The sequence below is a fragment of the Pseudomonas sp. 31 R 17 genome, assembly GCF_900004915.1.
GTDB lineage: Bacteria > Pseudomonadota > Gammaproteobacteria > Pseudomonadales > Pseudomonadaceae > Aquipseudomonas > Aquipseudomonas orientalis_A.
On sequence record NZ_CVTN01000033.1, the window covers coordinates 27781 to 50027 of the forward strand.

Below are 22247 nucleotides of genomic sequence, written 5' to 3' on the forward strand. Positions count from 1 at the left end.
GGAGCGAGCTTGCTCGCGAAAAACTCACAGGCACCGCGTTCATTCAGCAAGCACGCGTTATCGTTGACATTTTTCGCGAGCAAGCTCGCTCCTACAGCGGGCCAGGTACGCTTGACTGACTGGCATCAGGACTTGCCATCTGTGACAACAGCACCAATCACAATAATAAAAGGGGCACGCCACGTGACCACGCCAGACAACGGCTTTGCAGAAATCACCCACCGCGAACTGGGCCTCAGGCGCCAGCTCACTTGCGGGCAAATGAGCATGATCGCCATCGGCGGCGCCATTGGTACCGGGCTGTTCATGGGCAGCGCCTACGCGATTGGCTATGCCGGGCCCAGCGTATTGCTCAGCTATGCCATCGGTGCGGTGATTACCTTGATCCTGATGGGGTGCCTGGCGGAGATGACGGTGGCCCATTCCACCTCCGGCTCTTTTGGCGCCTATGCCGAGTTTTATATTGGCCCGCTGGCCGGGTTCCTGGTGCGTTATGCCTATTGGGCGGCGATCGTGCTGGCAGTCGGCGCCGAGGTGACGGCGGTGGCGATGTACATGAAGTTCTGGTTCGCCAACGTGCCGGAATGGGTATGGATCGTGTCATTCTCCAGCGTGTTGATCCTGCTCAATGCGATCAGTGTGAAGACCTTTGGCAACTTCGAATACTGGTTCTCCACCATCAAGATCAGCGCGATCGTCGGCTTCATCATCCTGGCCGTGTACCTGGTGTTCGGCTCCGGCAACCCGGAATATGGCGTGCAGAACTACACGGCCCATGAGGGGTTTTTCCCCCATGGGTTGAGCGGCATGTGGATCGCGGTGATCGTGTCGATCTTCAGCTATCTGAGTGTGGAGATGATCGCGGTGGCTGCCGGTGAAGCGGCCGATCCGGAGCGAGCGGTGAAGAAAGCCTTTCGCGCGACCCTCGTGCGCCTGGTGGTGTTCTACCTGCTGACCCTGGCCCTGATGCTGGCCATCGTGCCGTGGAACCAGGCGGGTCAGGCCCAGAGCCCGTTCGTCACAGTGATGCAGACCATCGGCATTCCCGGCGCCACCGGGGTGATGAATTTCGTGATTCTGGTCGCGGCGCTGTCGGCGATGAACAGCCAGCTCTACATCACCACGCGCATGATGTTCAGCCTGTCCCGCGCAGGGTTTGCGCCCAAATCCATGGGCGCGTTGAGCAACAGCGGCATCCCGCTCAATGCCTTGCTGCTGTCCAGCTCCGGTATCGCCTTGGCGACCCTGCTCAATGTGCTGTACCCGGACAGTTCGTTCACGCTGATGATGGCGATCTCGATGTTCGGGGCAATTTTCACCTGGTTCATGATCTTCCTCACGCACCTGTTTTTCCGGCGCTACCGCAAACGCCACGGCGGGCCGACGCTGTCCTTCGAGCTGCGCCTGTTTCCGTACAGCACCTTGCTGGGGCTGGTACTGATGGGTGCGGTGATGATCACCACGTATTTCACCGAGGCGTTCAGGATGACCCTGGTGTTTGGCGTGCCGTTCCTGCTGATCCTGAGCGCGGTGTATTACGGGTTTTTCCGCAAGGGCAGGGCCGGGGCATCGAACAAGGCCCTGGTATGACACCGGCAGGTGTTCGAACGACGGCAGTTGACGGCATACTCCCGGCATGATGACTTTCCTGACGTTCTATCAAAACCTCGGCCCAGCCCTGACGCTGTTGGTTGTCGGCACGTTCCTGCTGGCCGGTACGGTCAAGGGTGTGATTGGCCTTGGCCTGCCCACGGTGGCCATGGGCATGCTCGGCCTGGCTATGCTGCCGGCGCAGGCTGCGGCGTTACTGATCATTCCGTCGACGGTCACCAACCTCTGGCAACTGGCATTGGGTGGGCACCTGAGTACCTTGCTCAAGCGCCTGTGGCCGATGTTGCTGCTGGTTGTCCTCGGTGCAGGGCTGGGCACGCTGTGGCTGGGCCTGGACGGAGGGCCGTGGGTGGTACGCGCGTTGGGTGCGGCGTTACTGGTGTATGCACTGAGTGGGTTATTCCTGCCGACCTTCAAGGTGCAACCCCGAACGGAGCGCTGGCTGGGCCCGCTGTGCGGGGTGGTCACGGGCGTCATCACTGCGGCCACCGGCGTGTTCGTGATTCCTGCGGTGCCGTACCTGCAGGCGCTAGGGTTGAGCCGCGATCAGTTGGTGCAGGCGCTGGGGCTGTCGTTCAGCGTCTCGACCCTCGCGCTGGCCGGCGGGCTCGCCTGGCGCGGCGCGCTCGGTGGCGGTGAAATCAGCGCATCGTTGTTGGCGCTGGTGCCGGCGTTGCTGGGGATGTGGTTGGGCCAGGTGGTGCGCCAGCGCATCAGTGCGTTGTGGTTCAAGCGCGGATTTTTCAGTGGCATGGCGCTATTGGGAGGCCATTTGTTGTTCAGTGGTCAATAATGAGCCCGAGCCGATAACCAGGACAGCCCGTGAAAGCCCGATCCGATGAACTACAGATTTTTGTCAGCGTGATCGAGTGCGGCTCGATTTCCGCCGCCGCCGAGCAGGCCGGGCAGACGCCGTCGGCGGTCAGCCGCACCTTGTCGCGCCTGGAGGCCAAGCTCGATACCACCCTGATCAACCGCACCACGCGGCGCATGGACTTGACCGAGGAGGGCCGGTACTTCTTCGAGCAGGCCAAGGTGATCCTGGCGCAAATGCAAGAGCTGGAAGAGCGTCTGTCGTCACGCCAGCAAAAACCGGCCGGGCGGCTGCGCATCAATGCGGCGGTGCCGTTCATGCTGCACGGGATCATGCCGTACATCGGCGAGTTTCGTGGCCTGTACCCGGATATCCAATTGGAGCTCAACAGCGACGACGTGATCATCGACCTGCTGGAGCAAAGCACCGACATTGCCATTCGTATCGGCACCCTGGCCGACTCCACCCTGCATGCCCGCGCCCTGGGCAGCACGCCGCTGCACATCCTGGCCAGCGCCGCATACCTCAAGCAACACGGCACGCCGACCACCGTCGCCGAGTTGGCCGGGCATACGTTGCTGGGGTTCACCCACACCGACACCCTCAACCATTGGCCGCTGCGCCATGCCGAAGGTGACCGCTGGCTGATCCAGCCGGGTATTGCCGCCTCCAGCGGTGAAACCGTGCGCCACCTGGCATTGGAGGGGCAGGGCATTTGCTGCCTGTCCAACTTCATGACCCACAAAGACATCGATGCCGGACGCCTGGTGCCACTGCTGGACACCTTCAACAGTGGCTACCGCCAGCCAATCCATGCGGTGTACTACCGCAACTCCCAACTGGCGTTGCGTATCCAATGCTTCCTGGACTTTATCCAGGCCAAATTGGCGCGTTATGCCCGCTGATTCGTGACTGCCGCGCAAGAGTGAATTGGCCGGCACGGGGTTATTCAACGTCGGGGGCTGCTGGATACTGGGCTCATCACTTACCCAGTCAGGAGCACTCTCCATGAATGTATTCGTTACCGGCGCAGCCGGTTTTATCGGCGGTTCCATCGCCAACGGCCTGGTCAAGGCCGGGCACGCCGTCACCGGCCTGGTGCGCAGCGCCGAGCAAGCTACTGAAATGACGGCACTGGGCATCACCCCAGTGATCGGCACCCTCGATGACGCGGCGGTCTTGACCGCACAGGCGCAGCAAGCCGATGCGGTGATCAACGCCGCCAGCAGCGACCATCGCGCCGGCGTCGAAACCCTGCTGGCTGCCTTGAAAGGCTCCAACAAGCCGTTCCTGCACACCAGCGGTTCGAGCATCGTCGGCGACGCGTCGGGCGGCAAGGCCAGTGATGTCATTTACTTCGAGGACAATCTGCCGCAGCCGACCGCCGACAAGGCCGCTCGGGTGGCGATCGATAACCTGATCCTGGCCGCCGCCAGGGAGGGTGTGAATTCGGCCGTGATCTGTAACACCCTGATCTACGGTCACAGCCTGGGCGTGAAACGCGACAGCGTGCAATTGCCGCGCTTGCTCAAACAGGCTCGCAACAGTGGTGTGGTACGTCATGTGGGGCCGGGGCAGAACATCTGGTCCAACGTGCATATCGAAGACGTGGTCGCGCTGTACCTGCTGGCGTTGACGAAGAATGTGCCGGGCACGTTCTACTTCGTGGAAAGCGGCGAAGCGGCCTTTATCGACATGACCACGGCGATTGCCCAGGCGCTGAACCTGGGCGAGCCGCAGGACTGGCCATTGGCCGAGGCTGAGGCCGAGTGGGGTTATGAAATGGCCAACTACGGGCTGGGCTCCAACAGCCGAGTGCGCGGCAAGCATGCCCGGGAACGGCTGGGCTGGGTGCCGACGCGTACGTCGGTGGTGGAGTGGATTCGCCACGAGATGGTGTGATGTTGCTTGATACCGGGGTGAGGCTATCGGGGGCAAGCCCCCTCCCACACTTTGAATGTATTCACAGTTCAAATGTGGGAGGGGGCTTGCCCCCGATTGGCATAGGTATCTACACAGTTTTGGTGCGACACCGCACCTGTGGCGAGGGAGCTAACGCGTATCTACCTGACGCTCCGAGGTCCAAATGTGGGAGGGGGCTTGCCCCCGATGGCGGCCTCAGGGCCGACCAGGATGTTGGATCAGACTGAGTACATATCCGTTTCTGCGGTCACGACCACTTAGGGTTCCGCCCTGACGGCGGCTCACTTTTGAAAAGCGCAAAAGTAAGCAAAACGCTCTTGCCCCACCACTCGGCACCTCGCTAATGCTCGGTGTGCCCTCTCTCCGGCTTGAATCCGTGGGCCGCCGCAATGGGCCATCCATGGCCCAGTGCGGCTAACCCGGCGTCCTGCCGGGTTGCCCACGGATTCAAGCCTGCGTTCGGCCAGCGTGGTTTAACGGGGCGCCTAGGATCAAAAGCAGATCAAGATCAAGAGCGGCTCGCTTCGCATCGTGGTTACGGTTGGGCGCTGCTGAGTTGTGTAGATACCTATGCCCCGATTGGGGTCGCCTCGGTCTTCGAGGCTAGCCCCGCCCCGCTCAATTCCGTACCATTCCCCGCCTTATCCCCCGCAATTCCCTGGTACTCCATGAAGCTCACCCGTCTGCGCGCCGACGCCCTGGCCGGCCTCACCACGTCATTTGCATTGCTGCCCGAGTGCATCGCCTTCGCCCTGGTGGCCCATCTCAACCCGCTGATGGGGCTCTACGGCGCTTTTATCATTTGCACCCTCACCGCGTTGTTCGGCGGCCGGCCCGGCATGGTGTCCGGTGCGGCCGGTTCCATGGCGGTGGTGATCGTGGCACTGGTGGTGCAACACGGCGTGGAGTATTTGCTGGCGACCGTGCTGCTGGGCGGCTTGATCATGCTCGCGTTCGGCCTGTTGCGCCTGGGCAAGCTGGTGCGCATGGTGCCCCACCCGGTGATGCTGGGGTTCGTCAACGGCCTGGCGATTATCATTGCGCTGGCGCAGTTGGAGCACTTCAAAAGGGGTGAAGCCTGGCTCAGCGGTACACCGCTGTACGTGATGGTCGCGCTGGTCGCGGCCACCATGGCCATCGTCTACCTGCTGCCACGCCTGACCCGCGCCGTGCCGCCGGCCCTGGTGGCGATCCTCGGCGTGGGCCTGGCCGTGTACCTGCTCGGCTTGCCTACCCGCACCCTCGGCGATATGGCGCACATCGCAGGCGGCCTGCCGACCTTCGCGCTGCCGCAGATCCCCTGGACCCTGGAAACCCTTGGGATCATCGCGCCCTATGCGTTCCTGATGGCAATGGTCGGCCTGCTGGAAACCCTGCTGACCCTCAACCTCACCGACGAAATCACCGAGACCCGTGGCTACCCTGACCGCGAAAGCGTGGCCCTGGGCGCTGCGAATATGGTCTCGGGCCTGTTCGGCGGCATGGGCGGTTGCGCGATGATCGGGCAGACCGTGATCAACCTCAGTTCCGGCGGGCGTGGGCGTTTCTCCGGCGTGTTTGCCGGGGTGATGATCCTGCTGTTCATTCTGTTTCTGTCGCCGCTGATCGAGCGGATTCCGCTGGCGGCCCTGGTGGGGGTGATGTTCGTGGTGTCCCAGCAGACGTTCGCCTGGGCGTCGTTGCGGGTGATCAACAAGGTCCCGCTCAATGACGTGCTGGTGATCATCGCAGTGACGGTCATCACCGTGTTCACCGACCTGGCGACCGCTGTGCTGTGCGGTATCGTGATCGCTGCGCTGAACTTCGCCTGGCAACAGGCGCGTGAGCTGTATGCCGATGAACACCTGGAAGCCGACGGCAGCAAACTGTATCGCCTGCACGGCACCTTGTTCTTTGCCTCGACCACGCCGTTCCTGAATCAATTCGACCCGGCCAACGACCCGGCCCAGGTGACGCTCGACTGCCGTCACCTGAGCTTCGTCGACTATTCAGCGATTGCCGCGCTGATGACCCTGCGCGAGCGCTACAGCAAAGCGGGCAAGCATTTGCGCGTGCTGCACCTCTCGGAGCGCTGCAAGAAGCTGCTCAAGCGTGCAAGGGTTCAGCACGACTGACCTGCAGCAGCCTAGGGCCCGACCAGGTTTTCGAGTTCCTGGGCACGGGTCTGGGTCATGTCCAGCACACAGCCGGAGCCGTTGACCTGATCGATGGTGCCGCCGGTGGCGCTGCCTGCAAAGGCGCAATTGGCGTCACGGTATTTGATCCACAGGCGCTGCAGGTCCTGCAGTTGCTGCTTGCGGTTGCCTTCCTGGGCGGCCAGCGCAGTCTTGTAAGCCTTGTTCAGCCGCGCATCCTGCACCTTGGCCTCCTTGACATTGCAGCCGACCATATCGGCGGTGGTGTTCGCGCCGTCCATGCATTTGTTCAGCGCCGGGTTATCGGCGGCGGCGGCAGTGCCGCAGATGGCAAGAAGCAGGGCGCCGGCGGCGAGCGTTGTGCGAATCATCTGTGTTTTTCCTGGCATCGATGGATGTGCATTGTATGACTCGACGACGCACGCTGAGTTTCCGGCCCTTATCTGAAGGTGATGTAAGAACACCCCCTGAATTTTCATGCGGCGGCGTCGGGCATATCCCACCGCGACAGCGCTTATCCCTGCGCGGTAATTACTTTCATAAAATTTGAAAACCCTCTTCGGTAATGATTTATGAGTTTCACAACATATTCGACGTGACCCTTTCCGAGGAGTACCGCATGGCCGCATCACCGGGCTTCGGGCTATTGGCATATGCCGCCATCGCCATCATTGCTTTGATCGTGCTGATCGCACGTTACCGGCTCAATCCGTTTATCGTCATCACCCTGGTGTCCATTGGTCTGGCGCTGATGGCCGGGATGCCGGCGGACACCATCATGGGCTCTTACGAGGCGGGCGTCGGCAAGACCCTGGGGCATATCGCCCTGGTCGTGGCGCTGGGCACCATGCTCGGCAAGATGATGGCCGAGTCCGGCGGCGCGGAGCAGGTGGCCCGTACGTTGATCAACCGTTTCGGCGAGCGCAATGCCCATTGGGCCATGGTCTGCATCGCGTTCCTGGTGGGGTTGCCGCTGTTTTTCGAGGTGGGCTTTGTGTTGCTGGTGCCGATCGCCTTCACCGTGGCGCGGCGCGTGGGCGTGTCGATCTTGATGGTCGGCCTGCCGATGGTCGCCGGCCTGTCGGTGGTGCATGCGCTGGTGCCGCCGCACCCGGCGGCGATGATGGCGGTGTTGGCGTATAACGCCTCGGTCGGGCAGACCGTGCTGTATGCGATCCTGATCGGTATTCCGACGGCGATCATCGCCGGGCCGGTCTACGCCAAATTCATCGTGCCGCACATTCACCTGCCGGCGGAAAACCCCCTGGAGCGCCAGTTTATCGAGCGCGAACCGCGTACCCGTTTGCCGAGCTTCGCGCTGACCATGGGCACCATCCTGTTGCCGGTCGTGCTGATGATGATCGGCGGTTGGGCCAATGTGATTTCCACGCCTGGCACCGGCTTCAACCAGTTCCTGTTATTTATCGGCAACTCGGTGATCGCACTGCTGGTGGCGACCCTGGTGAGTTTCTGGACGCTGGGCCTGGCCCAGGGCTTCAACCGTGAGTCGATCCTCAAGTTCACCAATGAATGCCTGGCGCCCACGGCAAGCATCACCCTGCTGGTGGGGGCGGGCGGTGGCTTGAACCGCATCCTGGTGGATGCCGGCGTCACTGACGAAATCCTCGGTCTGGCCCATGCGTTCCAGCTGTCGCCACTGGTGATGGGCTGGTTGTTCGCCGCGCTGATGCGTATCGCCACGGGCTCGGCCACGGTGGCCATGACCACGGCGTCCGGTGTGGTGGCGCCGGTCGCTTTGGGCATGGGTTATTCCCACCCTGAATTGCTGGTCTTGGCGACCGGTGCAGGTTCGGTGATCTTTTCCCACGTCAACGACGGCGGCTTCTGGCTGATCAAGGAATACTTCAATATGACGGTGATCCAGACCTTCAAGACCTGGACCGTGCTGGAAACCCTGATTTCGGTGGTGGCCTTCGGTCTGACCTACGGTCTGTCCTGCCTTTTGTAAACGGGAGCCCCATGGACATCCTCTACCAGATCCGCGCCCGCCAGGACTCTTTCAGCGCCGGCGAAGGGCGTATCGCCAGGCTGATGCTCGACGATGTGGGCTTTGCCGCGTCGGCCAGCCTGGAAGCGCTGTCGCAACGGGCCGAGGTCAGTACCGCCACCTTGTCGCGCTTTGCGCGCAGTGTCGGTTGCCGCGACTTGCGTGACCTGCGCCTGCAGTTGGCCCAGGCCAGCGGGGTTGGCAGCCGCTTCCTGGACCCGGCGGGGCTGCCGGAACAATCGGCATTTCATCGGCAGATTCTCGGAGATATCGAAGCGACGTTGCGCCAGCACCTGGTTGGCTTCAATCAGCACAGCTTTGTCGATGCGGTGAGCCTGCTGGGCAAGGCACGGATGATCCACGCGTTCGGCATGGGCGGCCCGTCGAGCCTGTGCAGCGATGAATTGCAGGTGCGGCTGGTGCGCCTGGGCTATCCGATTGCGGCCTGCCACGACCCGGTGATGATGCGGGTGACGGCCGCGACCCTGGGGCCGGAACAGGCGCTGATCGTCTGCTCGCTGAGCGGACTGACCCCCGAACTGTTGGATGTGGTGACACTGGCGCGCAACTACGACGCGCGCGTTGTCGCCATCACCCTGGCCGATTCGCCGCTGGCCGGGCTGGCGGACGTGGTGCTGCCGCTGCAACCGGCTGAAACCCATTTTATCTACAAGCCTACGGCTGCGCGCTACGGCATGCTGCTGGCCATCGACCTGCTGGCCACCGAGCTGGCGCTGGCCATGCCCGACGCCAACCAGGAACGCCTGCGCCGGATCAAACTCGCCCTGGACGATTATCGCGGCGGCCCTGACAGCCTGCCGCTTGGAGACTGAAATGACGTACGACACGCTGATTCGCCAGGCGCTGATCATTGATGGCAGCAACACGCCTGGGTACCTCGCCGATGTGGGGGTGCGCAACGGGCGTATCGAGACGATCGGCGACCTGTCGGCGGCGACAGCCGAGCATGAAGTTGACGCCACCGGCTACGTACTGGCGCCGGGCTTTGTCGATGTGCACACCCACGACGACACCGTGGTGATCCGCCACCCGCAGATGCTGCCCAAGCTCAGCCAGGGCGTGACCACGGTGATTGTCGGCAACTGTGGCATCAGCGCTTCACCTGTGAGCCTGCGTGGCAATCCACCCGATCCGATGAACCTGTTGGGCGATGCCGAGGCGTTTGCCTACCCGCGCTTTATCGATTATCGCGCGGCGGTCGAACGCGCCCACCCCGCAGTCAATGTCGCCGCACTGATCGGCCACACGGCACTGCGCAGCAATCATATGGACGACCTGCACCGCACGGCTGCGGCGCATGAAATCGCGGCCATGCGCATGCAATTACAGGAGAGCCTTGACGCCGGTGCCCTGGGTTTATCCACGGGCCTTGCCTACGCCAGTGCATTCAATGCAGAGACCGAGGAGGTGCTGCAACTGAGCGAAGAGCTGAGCGCTTATGGCGCGGTGTACACCACGCATTTGCGCAGTGAGTTCGAGCCGGTATTGGAGGCAATGGACGAAGCGTTTTCAATCGGTCGACATGCCCGTGCGCCTGTGATTATTTCTCACCTCAAGTGCGCCGGTGCGGGGAACTGGGGGCGCAGCCCGCAACTGTTGGCGTCGCTTGAGGCGGCGGCGAAAACCCAGCCGGTGGGCTGTGATTGTTATCCCTATGCGGCCAGCTCGTCGACCCTGGACCTCAAGCAGGTCACTGACGCGTTCCGCATCACCATCACCTGGTCCACACCCCATCCTGAAATGGGCGGGCGTGACTTGCAGGACATTGCCGCCGAGTGGGGCATTGCGCTGATGGACGCCGCCCGCCGTCTGCAACCCGCCGGTGCGGTGTATTACGGAATGGATGAAGCGGATGTGCGACGTATTCTTGCGCATCCGCTGTCGATGATCGGCTCCGACGGGTTGCCCGAAGACCCGTTTCCCCACCCCCGATTGTGGGGCGCGTTCCCACGGGTGCTGGGACATTTCAGTCGTGATGTCGGATTGTTCCCGTTGCACACCGCTGTGCACAAAATGACCGGGCTGTCAGCGGCGCGCTTCGGCCTGGCTGAGCGTGGCGAAATCCGTGAAGGGCACTGGGCCGACCTGGTGTTATTCGATCCGCTGCGGGTGCGCGACAGGGCGGACTTCAAGGCGCCGCAGCGTGCAGCCGAGGGGATCGAGGGCGTCTGGGTCAACGGGGTGTTGAGCTATCGCCAGGGGCAGGCGACGGCGCAGCGTGCGGGGTGTTTTTTGGTGCGCAGCGGGGATTTGCGTCAGGGCTTCGGGCTGGCGTCGGGCACATGAATTAACGTTTTCCTGCGGTGGATAACGTGTCGGAATATGCCCAATGAGCGCTTACAAAAAGCGGATTGAGTATGCGCAACCGCTCTCTAAGATGAGCAGGTCGCTTCCGGAGAATCCGTATGAATACTCAATCCATAAGCTCCAGTCATGTCGGTAACCTTCCTGTCTCTGTCCCCGCTTCGACCACCGGTGCCGCACCTGGCGCCACGCTGAATTCAGGCGCCGATGCGGTATCGGCGTTCCCCTTTCCCCGCGATACCCTCAAAGGCTGGATCCAGGAAAAAGTCTGGAACGAGACCAATCAATGGGTCGATCCGGACAAGGTTTACCTGCATCGTTTCTCACCCGCCGCCAGTACCCGCAACGGCGGTGCCGTAACGGGCTGGGAGCATCGTGCAAGGCCCGAGTCGTCGATGACACTCACCGAGGCCGTCGCCAGTAATTTTTTCTCGGCCGAACGCTACGGGGTGGCCGGCAAGGCCCAGGCCGTGGCGCACTTCATGTCTTCGAACACCAGTCCGTTTTCGCTGTTCGACAGCGAGAGTGTGCCGGATTTTTTCAGCCGGCTCGGCCGTCTGGTGCTGGATCGAACGGGGCCGGGTTATCTCTATTCGAAAATTCATGACGATGTGCCCAATGCCAGGGAGACGTGGCGTGACCTGGATTCAGTCTATGGCCTCTACCTGGATGGCCCGGGCAAGGGCAAGTACGATGCGGACAATCAACTGCGAATGAAGCCCAGTGAGTTATTGAAACTGGTCCGAGAGGGCGATCTGCAGAAGAAAGTGACCGCCAGGCTGGATGAATTCTGGACGCAGCATGGCAGTGAGTGGCGGGCGTTGGCCAAGCAACAGTTTGTGATGGAAGCCCGTGCTGCGCGGGCCCTCAACCAGCAGGACCCCAGTCAGGGGCTCAGCCCGCAGGCCTACGCCGGTGTCATGAAGGCCGCCGCGCCCAACGTGCCGCTTGAAGGGCCGGTCACGAAAGCGCAGTTGCAGGCAGAGGCCGCGCCAGAGGGGGACGTCAAGGCGTTATGCTTCGACATCAATGGCTATCGATCCAACGACATCCTGCGTTTTGTGACCAAGGATGGCGCTGAAACCTTATGTTTTCCGGGGGGCAAGCCTGCCTTCAAGACATTCAAGGACCGCGCCGCAGTGGATCAATGGGTGGTGGAGCAGAGCAGGGACCCTGTCAAGGCAGCGGCGCTGGAAGAGCATTTTGCATTGCGTGATCGCCAGCAGGGTGTATTCGGTACCCTGAGTGTCAACGGCGTAGACAGTACCTTGAATAAGATCGGCACGGGCGCGATGGCGGCCAATGACAGTCACATCAACACCCGCAACGTCCCGATTGGCGGCGATGTGTTCACCTTCATGGCCAATCAGACACGTCAGCGTATCAACGACGACGCAGACACTGAAATGAAGTCCAACGCAGAAGTGTACAAGGACGATGCGTTAGGCATGCTGCAAGCGGGCAACGCGGTGTTTTCCATTCCCATGGCATTGCTCGGTCCGATCGGCCTCGCCCTGGGCGCTACCTCATACGGGGTTCAAGTGGGCATGGAAATCGACCAGGCCGTTGAAGGCGACACCCAGGCCGAGCGCAAAAGCGGTTTGCATGCCGCCGTCACGGATGTTGCGACCATGGCGTTTTTCCATGCGCTGGGCAAGGCCGCCCCCACTGAGGGCGACTCCACTGGCCAGGCAGGCGCACAGACGACGCAAGGTGAAACCGGCGGCGCGCGCGGTGATAAACCGTTTTTCAACTATCGGCGGGTAAACGGGCAAATCGGTGTGCTGATGAGTCCCAATCAGCCTCCTCGATTACCCGCCGTGCAGGAGGGCCAATTGAACCCCTTATGGGATTCATCCATGGACATCTACCTGCAGCCCGGATCCAAGCGTCCCTTGGTACAGCCCACCTATGAAATAGTGGCAGACGCTCCGGTCACGCCCAAGAAACCGAGAATTGACGAGTCGGAAACCGAGCTGTCGGACGATGAACGCTCGCCTTCTTCCGTCGACTCGAACGCCACATCGTCCGGGGATTATGAGGCGTATGACGATGACAGCGTGCTCAAGACCAATCCGTTCAAAGCCAGCGTCAGCCTGCCTGCCGGTGGGTATTTCAACAGTCGTGGCATGATTGAGCGCACTGACGTGCCGAAGTTGTATCGCGTCGAAAAGGCCGACCGCGTAGAGCGTCGGGGCGATCCGGAAGATACGGGGTTTCGCGATTCGAATTTCTTTTCCGGTCCGGAAAAGATGATGGATGGCAACGTCGTGGTCGCCTCCCGCTCAAAGGAGGCGGCGAAGTACTTTGGTGAAACCGAATTCGCCGGCCAATACAACCTTTACGAAATCGACAGTCGCGGCATTCCCGTCGTGTCCTTCAATGAAAATATCGATGCCAATCCCCAGTTCGTCGAAGCGCGCCAGTGTGTGGCGTCAGGCACTATTGAACGCCTGCGCAATGAAGGCCGCTTGCGCGAGTTTGCCAACGACGCTTATCAGTTCGATGAAGTGCATGTGGACAATGATCAGTTGTCCAGCGCGAGGATCACCAGGCTTTCCCGTCACTGAGTGTGTTTCATTTTGGCGGTCTGTTGAGCTAGGGTGGATGTTCGCCTGTAGCGAACAGTGTTTACCTGGACTTGGAGAGTCACATGCACTTAGGAAAAGTCACCCCCATCCTGCGGATTTTCGACGAGGCCAAGGCGTTGGAGTTCTACATCGACTTCCTGGGGTTCAAAGTGGACTGGCAGCATCGCTTTGAGGCCAATTTTCCGTTGTACCTGCAGGTGTCGCTGGGTGAGTGCGTGCTGCATTTGTCCGAGCATCATGGCGATGCGTCGCCGGGCGCTGCGGTGCGGATCCAGGCGCAAGGAATAGACGCTTATCAGCAGCAATTGCAGGCCAGGAACTACCGTTACGCGAAGCCTGATGTGGAGCAGACCCCCTGGGGCTCGCGGGAGATGAGCATCAAGGACCCGTTTGGGAATCGGGTGGTGTTTGTCGAGGAAGGGGAGGGCTGAGGTAAATCGCAGGCAATAAAAAACCGCCTTAGTAGGGCGGTTTTTTTTTGCAATCCAGTTAGTGGCTGGATTGCTATCATCAAAGATGCATTGACCTGCAGGCGGATATTAACCCTGGTCTTATCATCACGCAAGATTGAACGATGTCCTGCCCCCCCTTCTTTATGGGACTCCATAGGAATGATCCCTGTCGCAAAATTTTGCAATAGATCCCCCGAACAATACTGAGTATTTGCCCAGCGCTTGTCACACCTTCCCGCGGAGTTTTGGGTAGGCTCCATTCGTTCTGAGTTTGTCGCTTTCAGGTGCGCCGGGTACGCGCGCGATTTTTTGGACCGACCGCCACGGGCTAGTAATCCGTGCCGGATTCAAGCGGGAGGCCCATCAACCCGGCCGCCTCAAAGATGCATTGACCTGCATCCGAAGGCCCCACATGTTCCGGTAAGTGTGCTGGAGGTAAGGCCTGACTCACGGAGGGCCGAGTATGTCTAAGTTTGCACGACGTGCGTGGAACCTCGTAGTGAATGCCGTGCATGTTTATCATGTTTGGAAATTCCTACGGGACAGCTTCGATGACCTTTAAGGTCTAATGAAGTGGAGCCGCCTCGGTTTAGATCGAGGCGGCTTTTTGTTTTTTACACCCGGAAATGACTGACCATCTGCTGCAACTGACTACCCAGACGCGCCAATTCCACGCTCGACTTGGCCGTCTCGTCACTGGCCGTAGCGGTCTGCTCGGATACATCGCGCACATTAACGATGCTGCGGCTGATCTCTTCGGCCACGGCGCTCTGCTGTTCGGCGGCCGCTGCAATCTGCTGGTTCATCGACTGGATGTTCGACACTGTACGGGTGATGTTTTCCAGGGATGCACCGGCTTTGCGCGTGAGGTCCACGCTGCTGTCGGTCAGGCTGCGGCTGTTATTCATCGCGTTGGCCACTTGCTGGGTACCGTTCTGCAAGCCGGCAACCAGGCCTTCGATTTCCTCGGTGGATTTCTGCGTACGCTGGGCCAGGCCACGCACTTCGTCGGCCACCACGGCGAACCCACGACCGGCTTCACCGGCACGGGCTGCTTCAATCGCCGCGTTGAGGGCCAGCAGATTGGTCTGTTCGGCCACGGCCTTGATCACATCCATCACACTGCCGATCTTGTTGCTCTCTTGTTGCAGGTGGGTCATGGCGTCGGTAGAGCGTGCCACTTCGGCCGCCAGGCGTTCGATCTGGGCGATGGCCTCGGCCACCACCTTGTCGCCCGCGCGGGCCTGACCATCAGCATCGGCAGCGGCCAGGGAGGCCTGTTCGGCGTTGCGTGCCACTTCCTGCACGGTGGCGGTCATTTCATGCATCGCCGTGGCGACCTGGTCGGTCTCGATCTTCTGGCTGTTGACGCCGGCGCTGGTTTGCTCGGTCACGGCTGAGAGTTCCTCGGCCGCGCTGGCGATCTGGGTCACGCCGTCACGAATGCCGCTGATCAGTTCACGCAAGGTGGTGCCCATGCGCTGGATGCCTTGTTGCAACACACCCAGTTCATCACGGCGGGTGACCTGGATGTTGTGGCTCAGGTCGCCGGAGGCAATGCGCTCGACGACAGCCAGGGTGTCTTGCAGCGGGCGGGTGATCTGGCGGGTGATGACCCAGGCCGCGATGATGCCCACCAGCAGGGCCAGCAACGTGCTGATCAATTGCAGGCTGCGGGCCTGGGCGCTTTCGGCGTCGCGGCGGTCCAGCTGGATGTCGTAAAGCTTGTCGCTGATGGTGACGATATCGGCGCCCTGGGTGGTCATTTCGGCGCGGGCGGCCACGATGTTGGCGTTGGCGGCTTTATAGCTTTGTACCGCGCTGCGATAGGCACCCAGTGCGGTTTCCAGCGCGCTCAGCGCGGCCTGTTGGCTGCTGCCGAAGACGGCATTGAGGCTTTTCAGGCCGGCGATGGTTTTTTCGATTTGTGCGGCGGCACGGGCTTCGTTTTCTGCGTTGACGTTGTTGGTGTAACCACGCACTTCGTAGCGCGCCAGCAGGAACTCTTCCTTGGCATTGGACACGGCCTGGAACTGTGCGAAACGTTCCGGGCTGTCGGGCATCTGCTGCACGTTGGTGTCCAGTGCATTGATTTGTGCGTTGGCAATGTCGGCCTTGTCGCCCATGACCTGGCGTGCGGCGTTGCCGTTGCGATAGGCCTCGCGCATTTTGTTCAACGACTGCTGATACGCCGTAATGACGGCTTTCTGTTGATTGAGCAGCTTGACGTTTTCAGGGCTCTTGAAGCTGTCCAGCAGCTTTTGTTGCTTGGCGGCAAAGGCGTCAAGGCTGGTTTGCACGTTCTGCGCCACTTCTTCATCGCCGTTGGCCAGCATATATTGCAGGCGCACAATACGTAGTTTGGTCAGTGAGGCGTTGAGCTGAGTGATGTCGCTCATCCAGTTGCTGCGATCGATCAGGCCGCCCAGGCTGGTCCAGCCGGTGAGTGCCAGGATCGAGGTGAGGACAAGCACCAGGCCGAAGCCCAGGCCCAGTTTGAGGTTGACGCTGATGTTACCGAACCAGCTGTTCATCTAATGCTCCGCAAGAGTGATGTCTGTTCGCTGGACGATGTTGTTTTGTTGGAGCCAGCCAAAGTGTGTAGCGCTGTATCGGCGGCAGGGCGTGAATCTGAAATACTTTTATCGGCGCAGTGAAAAAACGTTGCAGGTGCGGTAATGGAAGCGGGTGTGCGGGGCTCATCACGCGTCGGACTTGTGTGCTAGTCTGCGGGCCCTTTTAGTTTTGGATGACGCAGTAAACAGCGTTGTCCTACAGCGGAGCCTCTTCATGTCCGAAGTTAATCTGTCCACCGACGAAACCCGCGTCAGCTACGGTATCGGCCGTCAGTTGGGCGACCAACTGCGCGACAACCCGCCACCAGGCGTAAGCCTGGACGCCATCCTGGCCGGCCTGACCGATGCGTTCGCAGGCAAGCCAAGCCGTGTTGACCAGGAGCAAATGGCGGCCAGCTTCAAGGTGATCCGCGAAATCATGCAAGCCGAAGCCGCTGCCAAGGCTGAAGCTGCCGCAGGTGCGGGCCTGGCATTCCTTGCTGAAAACGCCAAGCGTGACGGCATCACCACACTGGCTTCCGGCCTGCAATTTGAAGTCCTGACGGCCGGTGATGGCGCTAAGCCAACCCGTGAAGATCAAGTGCGCACTCACTACCACGGCACGCTGATCGACGGCACTGTGTTCGACAGCTCCTACGAGCGCGGTCAGCCTGCAGAATTCCCGGTTGGTGGCGTGATCGCCGGCTGGACCGAAGCCCTGCAACTGATGAATGCCGGCAGCAAATGGCGTCTCTATGTGCCGAGCGAATTGGCTTACGGCGCTCAAGGCGTTGGCAGCATCCCGCCGCACAGCGTTCTGGTGTTCGACGTCGAGCTGCTCGACGTTCTGTAAGGCCTGTACCTGTAGGAGCGAGCTTGCTCGCGAAGAACGTCAACGATAACGCGTAAAGCCTGGTTTAGCGCGCTGCCTTTGTTATCTTCGCGAGCAAGCTCGCTCCTACATTGGCTGTTGTTTCTCATGGATGGAACTTGCCATTGAGCTCCGTCGCCGGGCGCAACGCTCGGGCATAGCAGAACAGAAACAAGTTACGCACCACCTCTTTCAGCACACCGGGTTCACTGGAGCTCAGGCCATTCACGTCCAGGTCGCCCTGGTCCTGCAGCTCATTCAGCGCTTCTTCTTCCAGCACCGCACAGACTTCGCCGGTTTCCCGATGCAGGATTCGCAGGTACGGATGTGGGCGGTCCAGCCAGGCATCTATCAAATAAGTCATGGTCGTTCTCCTTGATGGGTTTCAATGAGAATAATTCTTATTCGTAGAATAGCAAGTGTCTATTGGCGGTTTACGATTTTTTGTGTGGGTATTTGAGACAGGTCAACGGGAGGGCAAAGCGCCATCCCGCAGCGGGTGCGGGATGGATGCAGCAGATTCAGACTTTGCGCACGAACTCGGACTTGAGCTTCATCGGACCGATGCCGTCAATCTTGCAGTCGATATCGTGGTCGCCGTCGCACAGGCGGATATTCTTGACCTTGGTGCCGACCTTGACCACCAGGGAGGTGCCCTTGACCTTGAGGTCCTTGATCACGGTGATGGTGTCGCCGTCCTGCAGGACATTGCCCACAGAGTCTTTCTTCACGGTTTCATCGCCCGCTGCTTCGGTCTCGCCAGTGGCGGACCATTCATGGGCGCATTCCGGGCAGACCAACTGGGTGCCGTCTTCGTAGGTGTATTCGGAATTGCATTTCGGGCAGGGTGGCAACGTGCTCACTAAAGCTCCTTGAGAGTCAGGATGGCTAAAAGTCGCACATTATATAGGGTTTTGTGGCCTTGCAGGCTGTATGAAATTCAAATGTGGGAGGGGGCTTGCCCCCGATTGCGGTCGGTCAGCCACCTTATACATTGGCTGAGCTACTGCTATCGGGGGCACGCCCCCTCCCACAGGGTCCTGCGGCGCTGGTGCTTTAGTGAGTGCGGGCGACCGCAAACTCACTCAGCTCAACCAGGGCATCCCGGTATTCGCTGGCGGGCAGGGCGTCCAGGCACTTGATCGCACGGGCCACGTAGTCACGCGCCAGTTGTGCGGTGTACTCCAGCGAGCCTGACGCTTCCACGGCGGCACGGATGGCCTCCAGGTCTTCGATGCCGCCTTTCTGGATCGCCTTGCGCACCAGTGCAGCCTGTTCCGGCGTGCCTTCGCGCATGGTGTAGATCAGCGGCAAGGTCGGCTTGCCCTCGGCCAGGTCGTCACCGACGTTCTTGCCCAGGGTTTCGGCGTCGCCCTTGTAGTCGAGCAGGTCATCCACCAGCTGGAACGCCACGCCCAGGTGATCGCCAAAGGTGCGCAGGGCCTCGGCCTGTTCGGCGGTAGCCCCGCACAGCGCGGCGGCGCTGTGGGTGGAGGCTTCGAAGAGCATCGCGGTCTTGCCGCGAATCACTTCCATGTAGGTTTCTTCGGTGGTGCTGGCGTCGCGTACCTTCGACAGCTGCAGCACTTCGCCTTCGGCGATGATGCGCGTGGCCTGTGAAAGAATTTTCATGACCGGCATCGAGCCCAGTTCAACCATCATTTCGAACGAGCGCGAGTACAGGAAGTCGCCCACCAGCACGCTTGGCGCGTTGCCCCACATGGCATTGGCGGTCTCGCGGCCACGGCGCATGCCGGACATGTCGACCACGTCGTCATGCAGCAGGGTGGCGGTGTGCAGGAATTCGATGGTGGCGGCCAGCAGGCGCAGGTCATCGCCTTCGCGGCCCAGGGCCTTGCCGCACAGCAACACTAATAAAGGACGCAGGCGCTTACCGCCCGCCGACGTAATATAGTCGCCAATTTTGGAGACCAGCGGCACTTTGGACGTCAGCTGCTGCTTGATGATGCCGTCGACGGCGCTAAAATCGTCCGCGACCGCGCGGTAGAAAGCTTGGGGTTGCATCAGCGACAGTCGCTCCAGAAGGGTTGCGCGGCATGCTAGGACCCTGACCCCCGGGTGTCAAGGCGCGATAGACGGCCCCTTGCAACACCCATTTACCTTGCGTACAATCGCGCACCCTGAACTTCCTGGGCAGCACCTGCCTTACGCAATTGCATTCGGGACGTCCATCCCATGCAGCCATGCCAGCCAATACCTCTTCTTATAAAGCGCTGGGTGAGCAGGATTATCGGAGAAATACCATGTCGTACGCAGTAATTGTTACTGGTGGCAAGCAATACAAAGTCGCCCCAGGTGAATACCTGAAGATCGAAAAACTGGAAATCGCCACTGGCGAATCCGTGACGTTTGATCGCGTTCTGTTGGTCGCCAATGGCGATGACGTGAACATCGGCGCTCCAGTTGTTGCTGGCGCTACCGTTGTGGCTGAAGTGATCTCCCAAGGTCGTCACGATAAAGTCCGCATCATCAAGTTCCGTCGTCGTAAGCACCACATGAAGCGTATGGGCCACCGCCAGTGGTACACCGAGATCAAAATCACCGGTATTCAGGCTTAATTTCAGCCTAATTCCTCACTAGGAGAATTGACTCATGGCACACAAAAAAGCTGGTGGTAGTACCCGTAACGGTCGCGACTCAGAAGCCAAACGCCTTGGCGTGAAGATGTATGGCGGCCAGAAAATCATTCCGGGCAACATCATCGTGCGTCAGCGCGGCACCCAATTCCACGCCGGTTACGGTGTTGGCATGGGTAAGGATCACACCCTCTTCGCGAAAATCGAAGGCGTGATCAAGTTTGAAGTAAAAGGCGCGTTCAACCGCCGTTACGTGAGCGTTGTCGCCGCTTAATTGCGCGATCGCTGGAAAAGCCCTGTCTCGCGACGGGGCTTTTTCGTTTATGGGGTGAGTCTCTTGCAAAGCTGTTTGTGATGGGCTCCGGGGCTGGATTTGCGGTCGCTGATTGAGGTCGCTACGCTCATTTTTGCAAGAGTCTTATGTCTTGGTTTCTTAAGCTCGTCCGTGCGGCGAGAGGCGTTTTGTTATGAAGTTCGTTGATGAAGTTTCCATCCGAGTAAAAGCAGGCGACGGCGGTAACGGTTGCATGAGTTTCCGTCGCGAAAAGTTCATTGAAAACGGTGGCCCCAACGGCGGTGACGGCGGTGACGGCGGTTCCATCTATATGATGGCCGACGAAAACCTCAACACCCTGGTCGACTACCGTTACACCCGGCACTTTGATGCCGAGCGTGGCTCCAACGGCGGCAGCACCGACTGCACCGGTAAAAAAGGCGAAGACCTGGTACTGCGCGTACCGGTCGGTACCACGATCATCGACTCCGCGACCCAGGAAGTGATCGGCGACCTGACCAAGGCCGGCCAGAAGCTGATGGTGGTGCAGGGCGGCTGGCACGGTCTGGGTAACACCCGATTCAAGTCCAGTACCAACCGTGCGCCACGCCAGACCACCCCGGGCAAGCCGGGCGAGCAGCGCGACCTCAAGCTGGAAATGAAAGTGCTCGCCGACGTAGGCCTGCTAGGCCTGCCGAACGCCGGTAAAAGTACCTTCATCCGCTCGGTCTCGGCCGCCAAGCCGAAAGTCGCCGACTACCCGTTCACCACCCTGGTACCCAACCTGGGCGTGGTCAGTGTCGACCGCTGGAAGAGCTTTGTGATCGCCGACATCCCTGGCCTGATCGAAGGCGCTTCCGACGGCGCAGGCCTGGGGATTCGCTTCCTCAAGCACTTGTCGCGCACGCGTTTGCTGCTGCACCTCGTCGACATGGCGCCACTGGATGACACCAGTGCAGCCGACGCCGCCGAAGTGATCGTCAGCGAACTGACCAAGTTCAGCCCGGCCCTGGCCGAGCGTGATCGTTGGCTGGTGCTGAACAAGTGCGACCAGATCCTTGAGGAAGAGCACGAAGAGCGCGTCAAGGAAATCGTCGATCGCCTGGAGTGGGAAGGTCCGGTCTACGTGATCTCGGCCATCGCCAAAGAAGGCACCGAGCGCCTGACCCGCGACATCATGCGCTACCTGGAAGACCGCGCCGACCGCCTGGCGGCCGACCCGGTGTTCAAGGCCGAGCTCGCCGAACTCGACCAGCAGATCGAAGACGAAGCCCGTGCCCAGCTGCAAGCGCTGGACGACCAGCGTGCCCTGCGCCGCAGCGGCGTGAAGTCGGTGCATGACATCGGCGACGATGACTGGGACGAAGAAGACGTGGATGATGAGGACGGCCCGGAAATCATTTACGTGCGCGACTGATTCGTTGCGATAAACTTGAACGCCGCTCCCTTGGAGCGGCGTTTTGGTATCCGGGTATAACGTTATGGGCGGCGCTGGGTCGCGCGGCCCTCACTCTAAGGTTGAAGATGATGCGGAGCAAAGTGACAGGTGCGCAGCGCTGGGTCGTGAAGATCGGCAGTGCGTTGCTGACAGCGGATGGCAAGGGGCTGGACCGTGCCGCCATGAGCGTCTGGGTCGAGCAGATGGTGGCCTTGCATGAGGCCGGAGTCGAATTGGTGCTGGTATCGTCCGGGGCAGTTGCCGCCGGGATGAGCCGCCTCGGCTGGACCGCGCGACCCAGCGCGATGCACGAACTGCAAGCCGCCGCCGCCATCGGCCAGATGGGCCTGGTGCAAGCCTGGGAGTCCAGCTTTGCCGAGCACGGTCGCCACACGGCGCAGATCCTGCTGACCCATGACGACCTGTCCGACCGCAAGCGCTACCTCAACGCCCGCAGTACCCTGCGCGCGCTGGTGGAGCTCAAGGTCATCCCGGTGATCAACGAGAACGACACCGTGGTCACCGATGAAATCCGTTTCGGCGACAACGACACCCTCGCCGCGTTGGTAGCCAACCTGGTGGAAGCCGACCTGCTGGTGATCCTCACCGACCGCGACGGCATGTTCGACGCTGACCCGCGCCACAATCCCGAC

20 protein-coding genes and 1 pseudogene are annotated in these 22247 nt (G+C 60.6%); 15 read left to right on the top strand and 6 right to left on the bottom strand.

Annotated elements, in window-relative coordinates:
• The first annotated feature begins 183 nt into the window (after positions 1 to 183).
• The 5 genes from BFP89_RS01490 to BFP89_RS01510 all read left to right on the top strand — a co-directional run bounded on the left by BFP89_RS01490 (position 184) and on the right by BFP89_RS01510 (position 6462).
• A complete protein-coding gene (locus BFP89_RS01490) occupies positions 184 to 1590 on the top strand; it encodes an amino acid permease (protein WP_065883510.1) in 1407 nt (468 codons plus the stop codon).
• A gap of 46 nt (positions 1591 to 1636) precedes the next feature.
• Positions 1637 to 2404: a sulfite exporter TauE/SafE family protein gene (locus tag BFP89_RS01495; RefSeq protein WP_065883512.1), complete on the top strand. Its 768-nt coding sequence runs from the start codon at positions 1637 to 1639 to the stop codon at positions 2402 to 2404.
• 29 nt (positions 2405 to 2433) lie between these two features.
• On the top strand, positions 2434 to 3330 hold the full coding sequence (locus BFP89_RS01500) for a LysR family transcriptional regulator (protein WP_065883513.1): 897 nt from the start codon (positions 2434 to 2436) through the stop codon (positions 3328 to 3330).
• A gap of 103 nt (positions 3331 to 3433) precedes the next feature.
• Positions 3434 to 4327, top strand: a complete 894-nt coding sequence (locus BFP89_RS01505; protein WP_065883515.1) for an NAD-dependent epimerase/dehydratase family protein — start codon at positions 3434 to 3436, stop codon at positions 4325 to 4327.
• Positions 4328 to 5016: 689 nt separating this feature from the next.
• Positions 5017 to 6462: a SulP family inorganic anion transporter gene (locus tag BFP89_RS01510; protein WP_065883517.1), complete on the top strand. Its 1446-nt coding sequence runs from the start codon at positions 5017 to 5019 to the stop codon at positions 6460 to 6462.
• 11 nt (positions 6463 to 6473) lie between these two features.
• On the opposite strand, the gene BFP89_RS01515 is transcribed toward BFP89_RS01510, so the two are convergent.
• Positions 6474 to 6854 (bottom strand): lysozyme inhibitor LprI family protein, encoded by a 381-nt coding sequence (locus BFP89_RS01515; RefSeq protein WP_065883518.1) that lies wholly within the window; start codon positions 6852 to 6854, stop codon positions 6474 to 6476.
• A 248-nt stretch (positions 6855 to 7102) separates the two neighbouring features.
• On the opposite strand from BFP89_RS01515, the gene BFP89_RS01520 reads away from it, so the two are divergent.
• From BFP89_RS01520 to BFP89_RS01540, 5 genes are all read left to right on the top strand, one after another.
• On the top strand, positions 7103 to 8452 hold the full coding sequence (locus tag BFP89_RS01520) for a GntT/GntP/DsdX family permease (protein ID WP_256097298.1): 1350 nt from the start codon (positions 7103 to 7105) through the stop codon (positions 8450 to 8452).
• Between the two features lie 11 nt (positions 8453 to 8463).
• Positions 8464 to 9324, top strand: a complete 861-nt coding sequence (locus BFP89_RS01525; protein ID WP_065883522.1) for a MurR/RpiR family transcriptional regulator — start codon at positions 8464 to 8466, stop codon at positions 9322 to 9324.
• 1 nt (position 9325) lies between these two features.
• Positions 9326 to 10798, top strand: a complete 1473-nt coding sequence (locus tag BFP89_RS01530; protein WP_065883524.1) for an N-acyl-D-amino-acid deacylase family protein — start codon at positions 9326 to 9328, stop codon at positions 10796 to 10798.
• A gap of 119 nt (positions 10799 to 10917) precedes the next feature.
• Positions 10918 to 13386 carry a dermonecrotic toxin domain-containing protein gene (locus BFP89_RS01535; protein WP_065883526.1) on the top strand — a complete coding sequence of 823 codons (2469 nt, stop codon included), beginning with the start codon at positions 10918 to 10920 and terminating at the stop codon, positions 13384 to 13386.
• An 83-nt stretch (positions 13387 to 13469) separates the two neighbouring features.
• Positions 13470 to 13838 (top strand): glyoxalase superfamily protein, encoded by a 369-nt coding sequence (locus BFP89_RS01540; RefSeq protein WP_065883527.1) that lies wholly within the window; start codon positions 13470 to 13472, stop codon positions 13836 to 13838.
• A 635-nt stretch (positions 13839 to 14473) separates the two neighbouring features.
• On the opposite strand, the gene BFP89_RS29590 is transcribed toward BFP89_RS01540, so the two are convergent.
• Both BFP89_RS29590 and BFP89_RS29595 read right to left on the bottom strand, forming a co-directional pair.
• Positions 14474 to 15337, bottom strand: a complete 864-nt coding sequence (locus tag BFP89_RS29590; RefSeq protein ID WP_370671195.1) for a methyl-accepting chemotaxis protein — start codon at positions 15335 to 15337, stop codon at positions 14474 to 14476.
• 39 nt (positions 15338 to 15376) lie between these two features.
• Positions 15377 to 16393: pseudogene (locus BFP89_RS29595) on the bottom strand (methyl-accepting chemotaxis protein); the annotation flags it as partial.
• 256 nt (positions 16394 to 16649) lie between these two features.
• Between BFP89_RS29595 and BFP89_RS01550 the strand changes: the two are divergent.
• A complete protein-coding gene (locus tag BFP89_RS01550; protein ID WP_003176055.1) occupies positions 16650 to 17267 on the top strand; it encodes an FKBP-type peptidyl-prolyl cis-trans isomerase in 618 nt (205 codons plus the stop codon).
• A 124-nt stretch (positions 17268 to 17391) separates the two neighbouring features.
• On the opposite strand, the gene BFP89_RS01555 is transcribed toward BFP89_RS01550, so the two are convergent.
• The 3 genes from BFP89_RS01555 to BFP89_RS01565 form a co-directional block, all read right to left on the bottom strand.
• A complete protein-coding gene (locus tag BFP89_RS01555; protein WP_003194088.1) occupies positions 17392 to 17649 on the bottom strand; it encodes a PA4570 family protein in 258 nt (85 codons plus the stop codon).
• Between the two features lie 157 nt (positions 17650 to 17806).
• Entirely contained in the window at positions 17807 to 18148 is a 342-nt protein-coding gene (locus BFP89_RS01560) for a zinc ribbon domain-containing protein YjdM (RefSeq protein ID WP_065883533.1), read from the bottom strand.
• A gap of 193 nt (positions 18149 to 18341) precedes the next feature.
• Positions 18342 to 19310: a polyprenyl synthetase family protein gene (locus BFP89_RS01565; RefSeq protein WP_065883534.1), complete on the bottom strand. Its 969-nt coding sequence runs from the start codon at positions 19308 to 19310 to the stop codon at positions 18342 to 18344.
• Between the two features lie 239 nt (positions 19311 to 19549).
• On the opposite strand from BFP89_RS01565, the gene rplU reads away from it, so the two are divergent.
• From rplU to proB, 4 genes are all read left to right on the top strand, one after another.
• Positions 19550 to 19864, top strand: coding sequence for a 50S ribosomal protein L21 (rplU, locus tag BFP89_RS01570; protein WP_003176051.1), 315 nt, complete (start codon positions 19550 to 19552; stop codon positions 19862 to 19864).
• Positions 19865 to 19898: 34 nt separating this feature from the next.
• Positions 19899 to 20156 (top strand): 50S ribosomal protein L27, encoded by a 258-nt coding sequence (rpmA, locus tag BFP89_RS01575; RefSeq protein ID WP_003176049.1) that lies wholly within the window; start codon positions 19899 to 19901, stop codon positions 20154 to 20156.
• A 193-nt stretch (positions 20157 to 20349) separates the two neighbouring features.
• A complete protein-coding gene (cgtA, locus tag BFP89_RS01580) occupies positions 20350 to 21573 on the top strand; it encodes an Obg family GTPase CgtA (RefSeq protein WP_065883536.1) in 1224 nt (407 codons plus the stop codon).
• A 110-nt stretch (positions 21574 to 21683) separates the two neighbouring features.
• On the top strand, positions 21684 to 22247 hold a 564-nt coding region (gene proB / locus BFP89_RS01585; RefSeq protein WP_065883538.1), incomplete at its 3' end, for a glutamate 5-kinase.

Coding starts and splice junctions, on each gene's coding strand:
- BFP89_RS01495 (WP_065883512.1), top strand. CDS start 1,637: ATGATGACTTTCCTGACGTTCTATCAAAACCTCGGCCCAGCCCTGACG.
- BFP89_RS01505 (WP_065883515.1), top strand. CDS start 3,434: ATGAATGTATTCGTTACCGGCGCAGCCGGTTTTATCGGCGGTTCCATC.
- BFP89_RS01510 (WP_065883517.1), top strand. CDS start 5,017: ATGAAGCTCACCCGTCTGCGCGCCGACGCCCTGGCCGGCCTCACCACG.
- BFP89_RS01515 (WP_065883518.1), bottom strand. CDS start 6,854: ATGATTCGCACAACGCTCGCCGCCGGCGCCCTGCTTCTTGCCATCTGC.
- BFP89_RS01520 (WP_256097298.1), top strand. CDS start 7,103: ATGGCCGCATCACCGGGCTTCGGGCTATTGGCATATGCCGCCATCGCC.
- BFP89_RS01525 (WP_065883522.1), top strand. CDS start 8,464: ATGGACATCCTCTACCAGATCCGCGCCCGCCAGGACTCTTTCAGCGCC.
- BFP89_RS01530 (WP_065883524.1), top strand. CDS start 9,326: ATGACGTACGACACGCTGATTCGCCAGGCGCTGATCATTGATGGCAGC.
- BFP89_RS01535 (WP_065883526.1), top strand. CDS start 10,918: ATGAATACTCAATCCATAAGCTCCAGTCATGTCGGTAACCTTCCTGTC.
- BFP89_RS01540 (WP_065883527.1), top strand. CDS start 13,470: ATGCACTTAGGAAAAGTCACCCCCATCCTGCGGATTTTCGACGAGGCC.
- BFP89_RS29590 (WP_370671195.1), bottom strand. CDS start 15,337: ATGGGCACCACCTTGCGTGAACTGATCAGCGGCATTCGTGACGGCGTG.
- BFP89_RS01550 (WP_003176055.1), top strand. CDS start 16,650: ATGTCCGAAGTTAATCTGTCCACCGACGAAACCCGCGTCAGCTACGGT.
- BFP89_RS01555 (WP_003194088.1), bottom strand. CDS start 17,649: ATGACTTATTTGATAGATGCCTGGCTGGACCGCCCACATCCGTACCTG.
- BFP89_RS01565 (WP_065883534.1), bottom strand. CDS start 19,310: ATGCAACCCCAAGCTTTCTACCGCGCGGTCGCGGACGATTTTAGCGCC.
- rplU (WP_003176051.1), top strand. CDS start 19,550: ATGTCGTACGCAGTAATTGTTACTGGTGGCAAGCAATACAAAGTCGCC.
- rpmA (WP_003176049.1), top strand. CDS start 19,899: ATGGCACACAAAAAAGCTGGTGGTAGTACCCGTAACGGTCGCGACTCA.
- cgtA (WP_065883536.1), top strand. CDS start 20,350: ATGAAGTTCGTTGATGAAGTTTCCATCCGAGTAAAAGCAGGCGACGGC.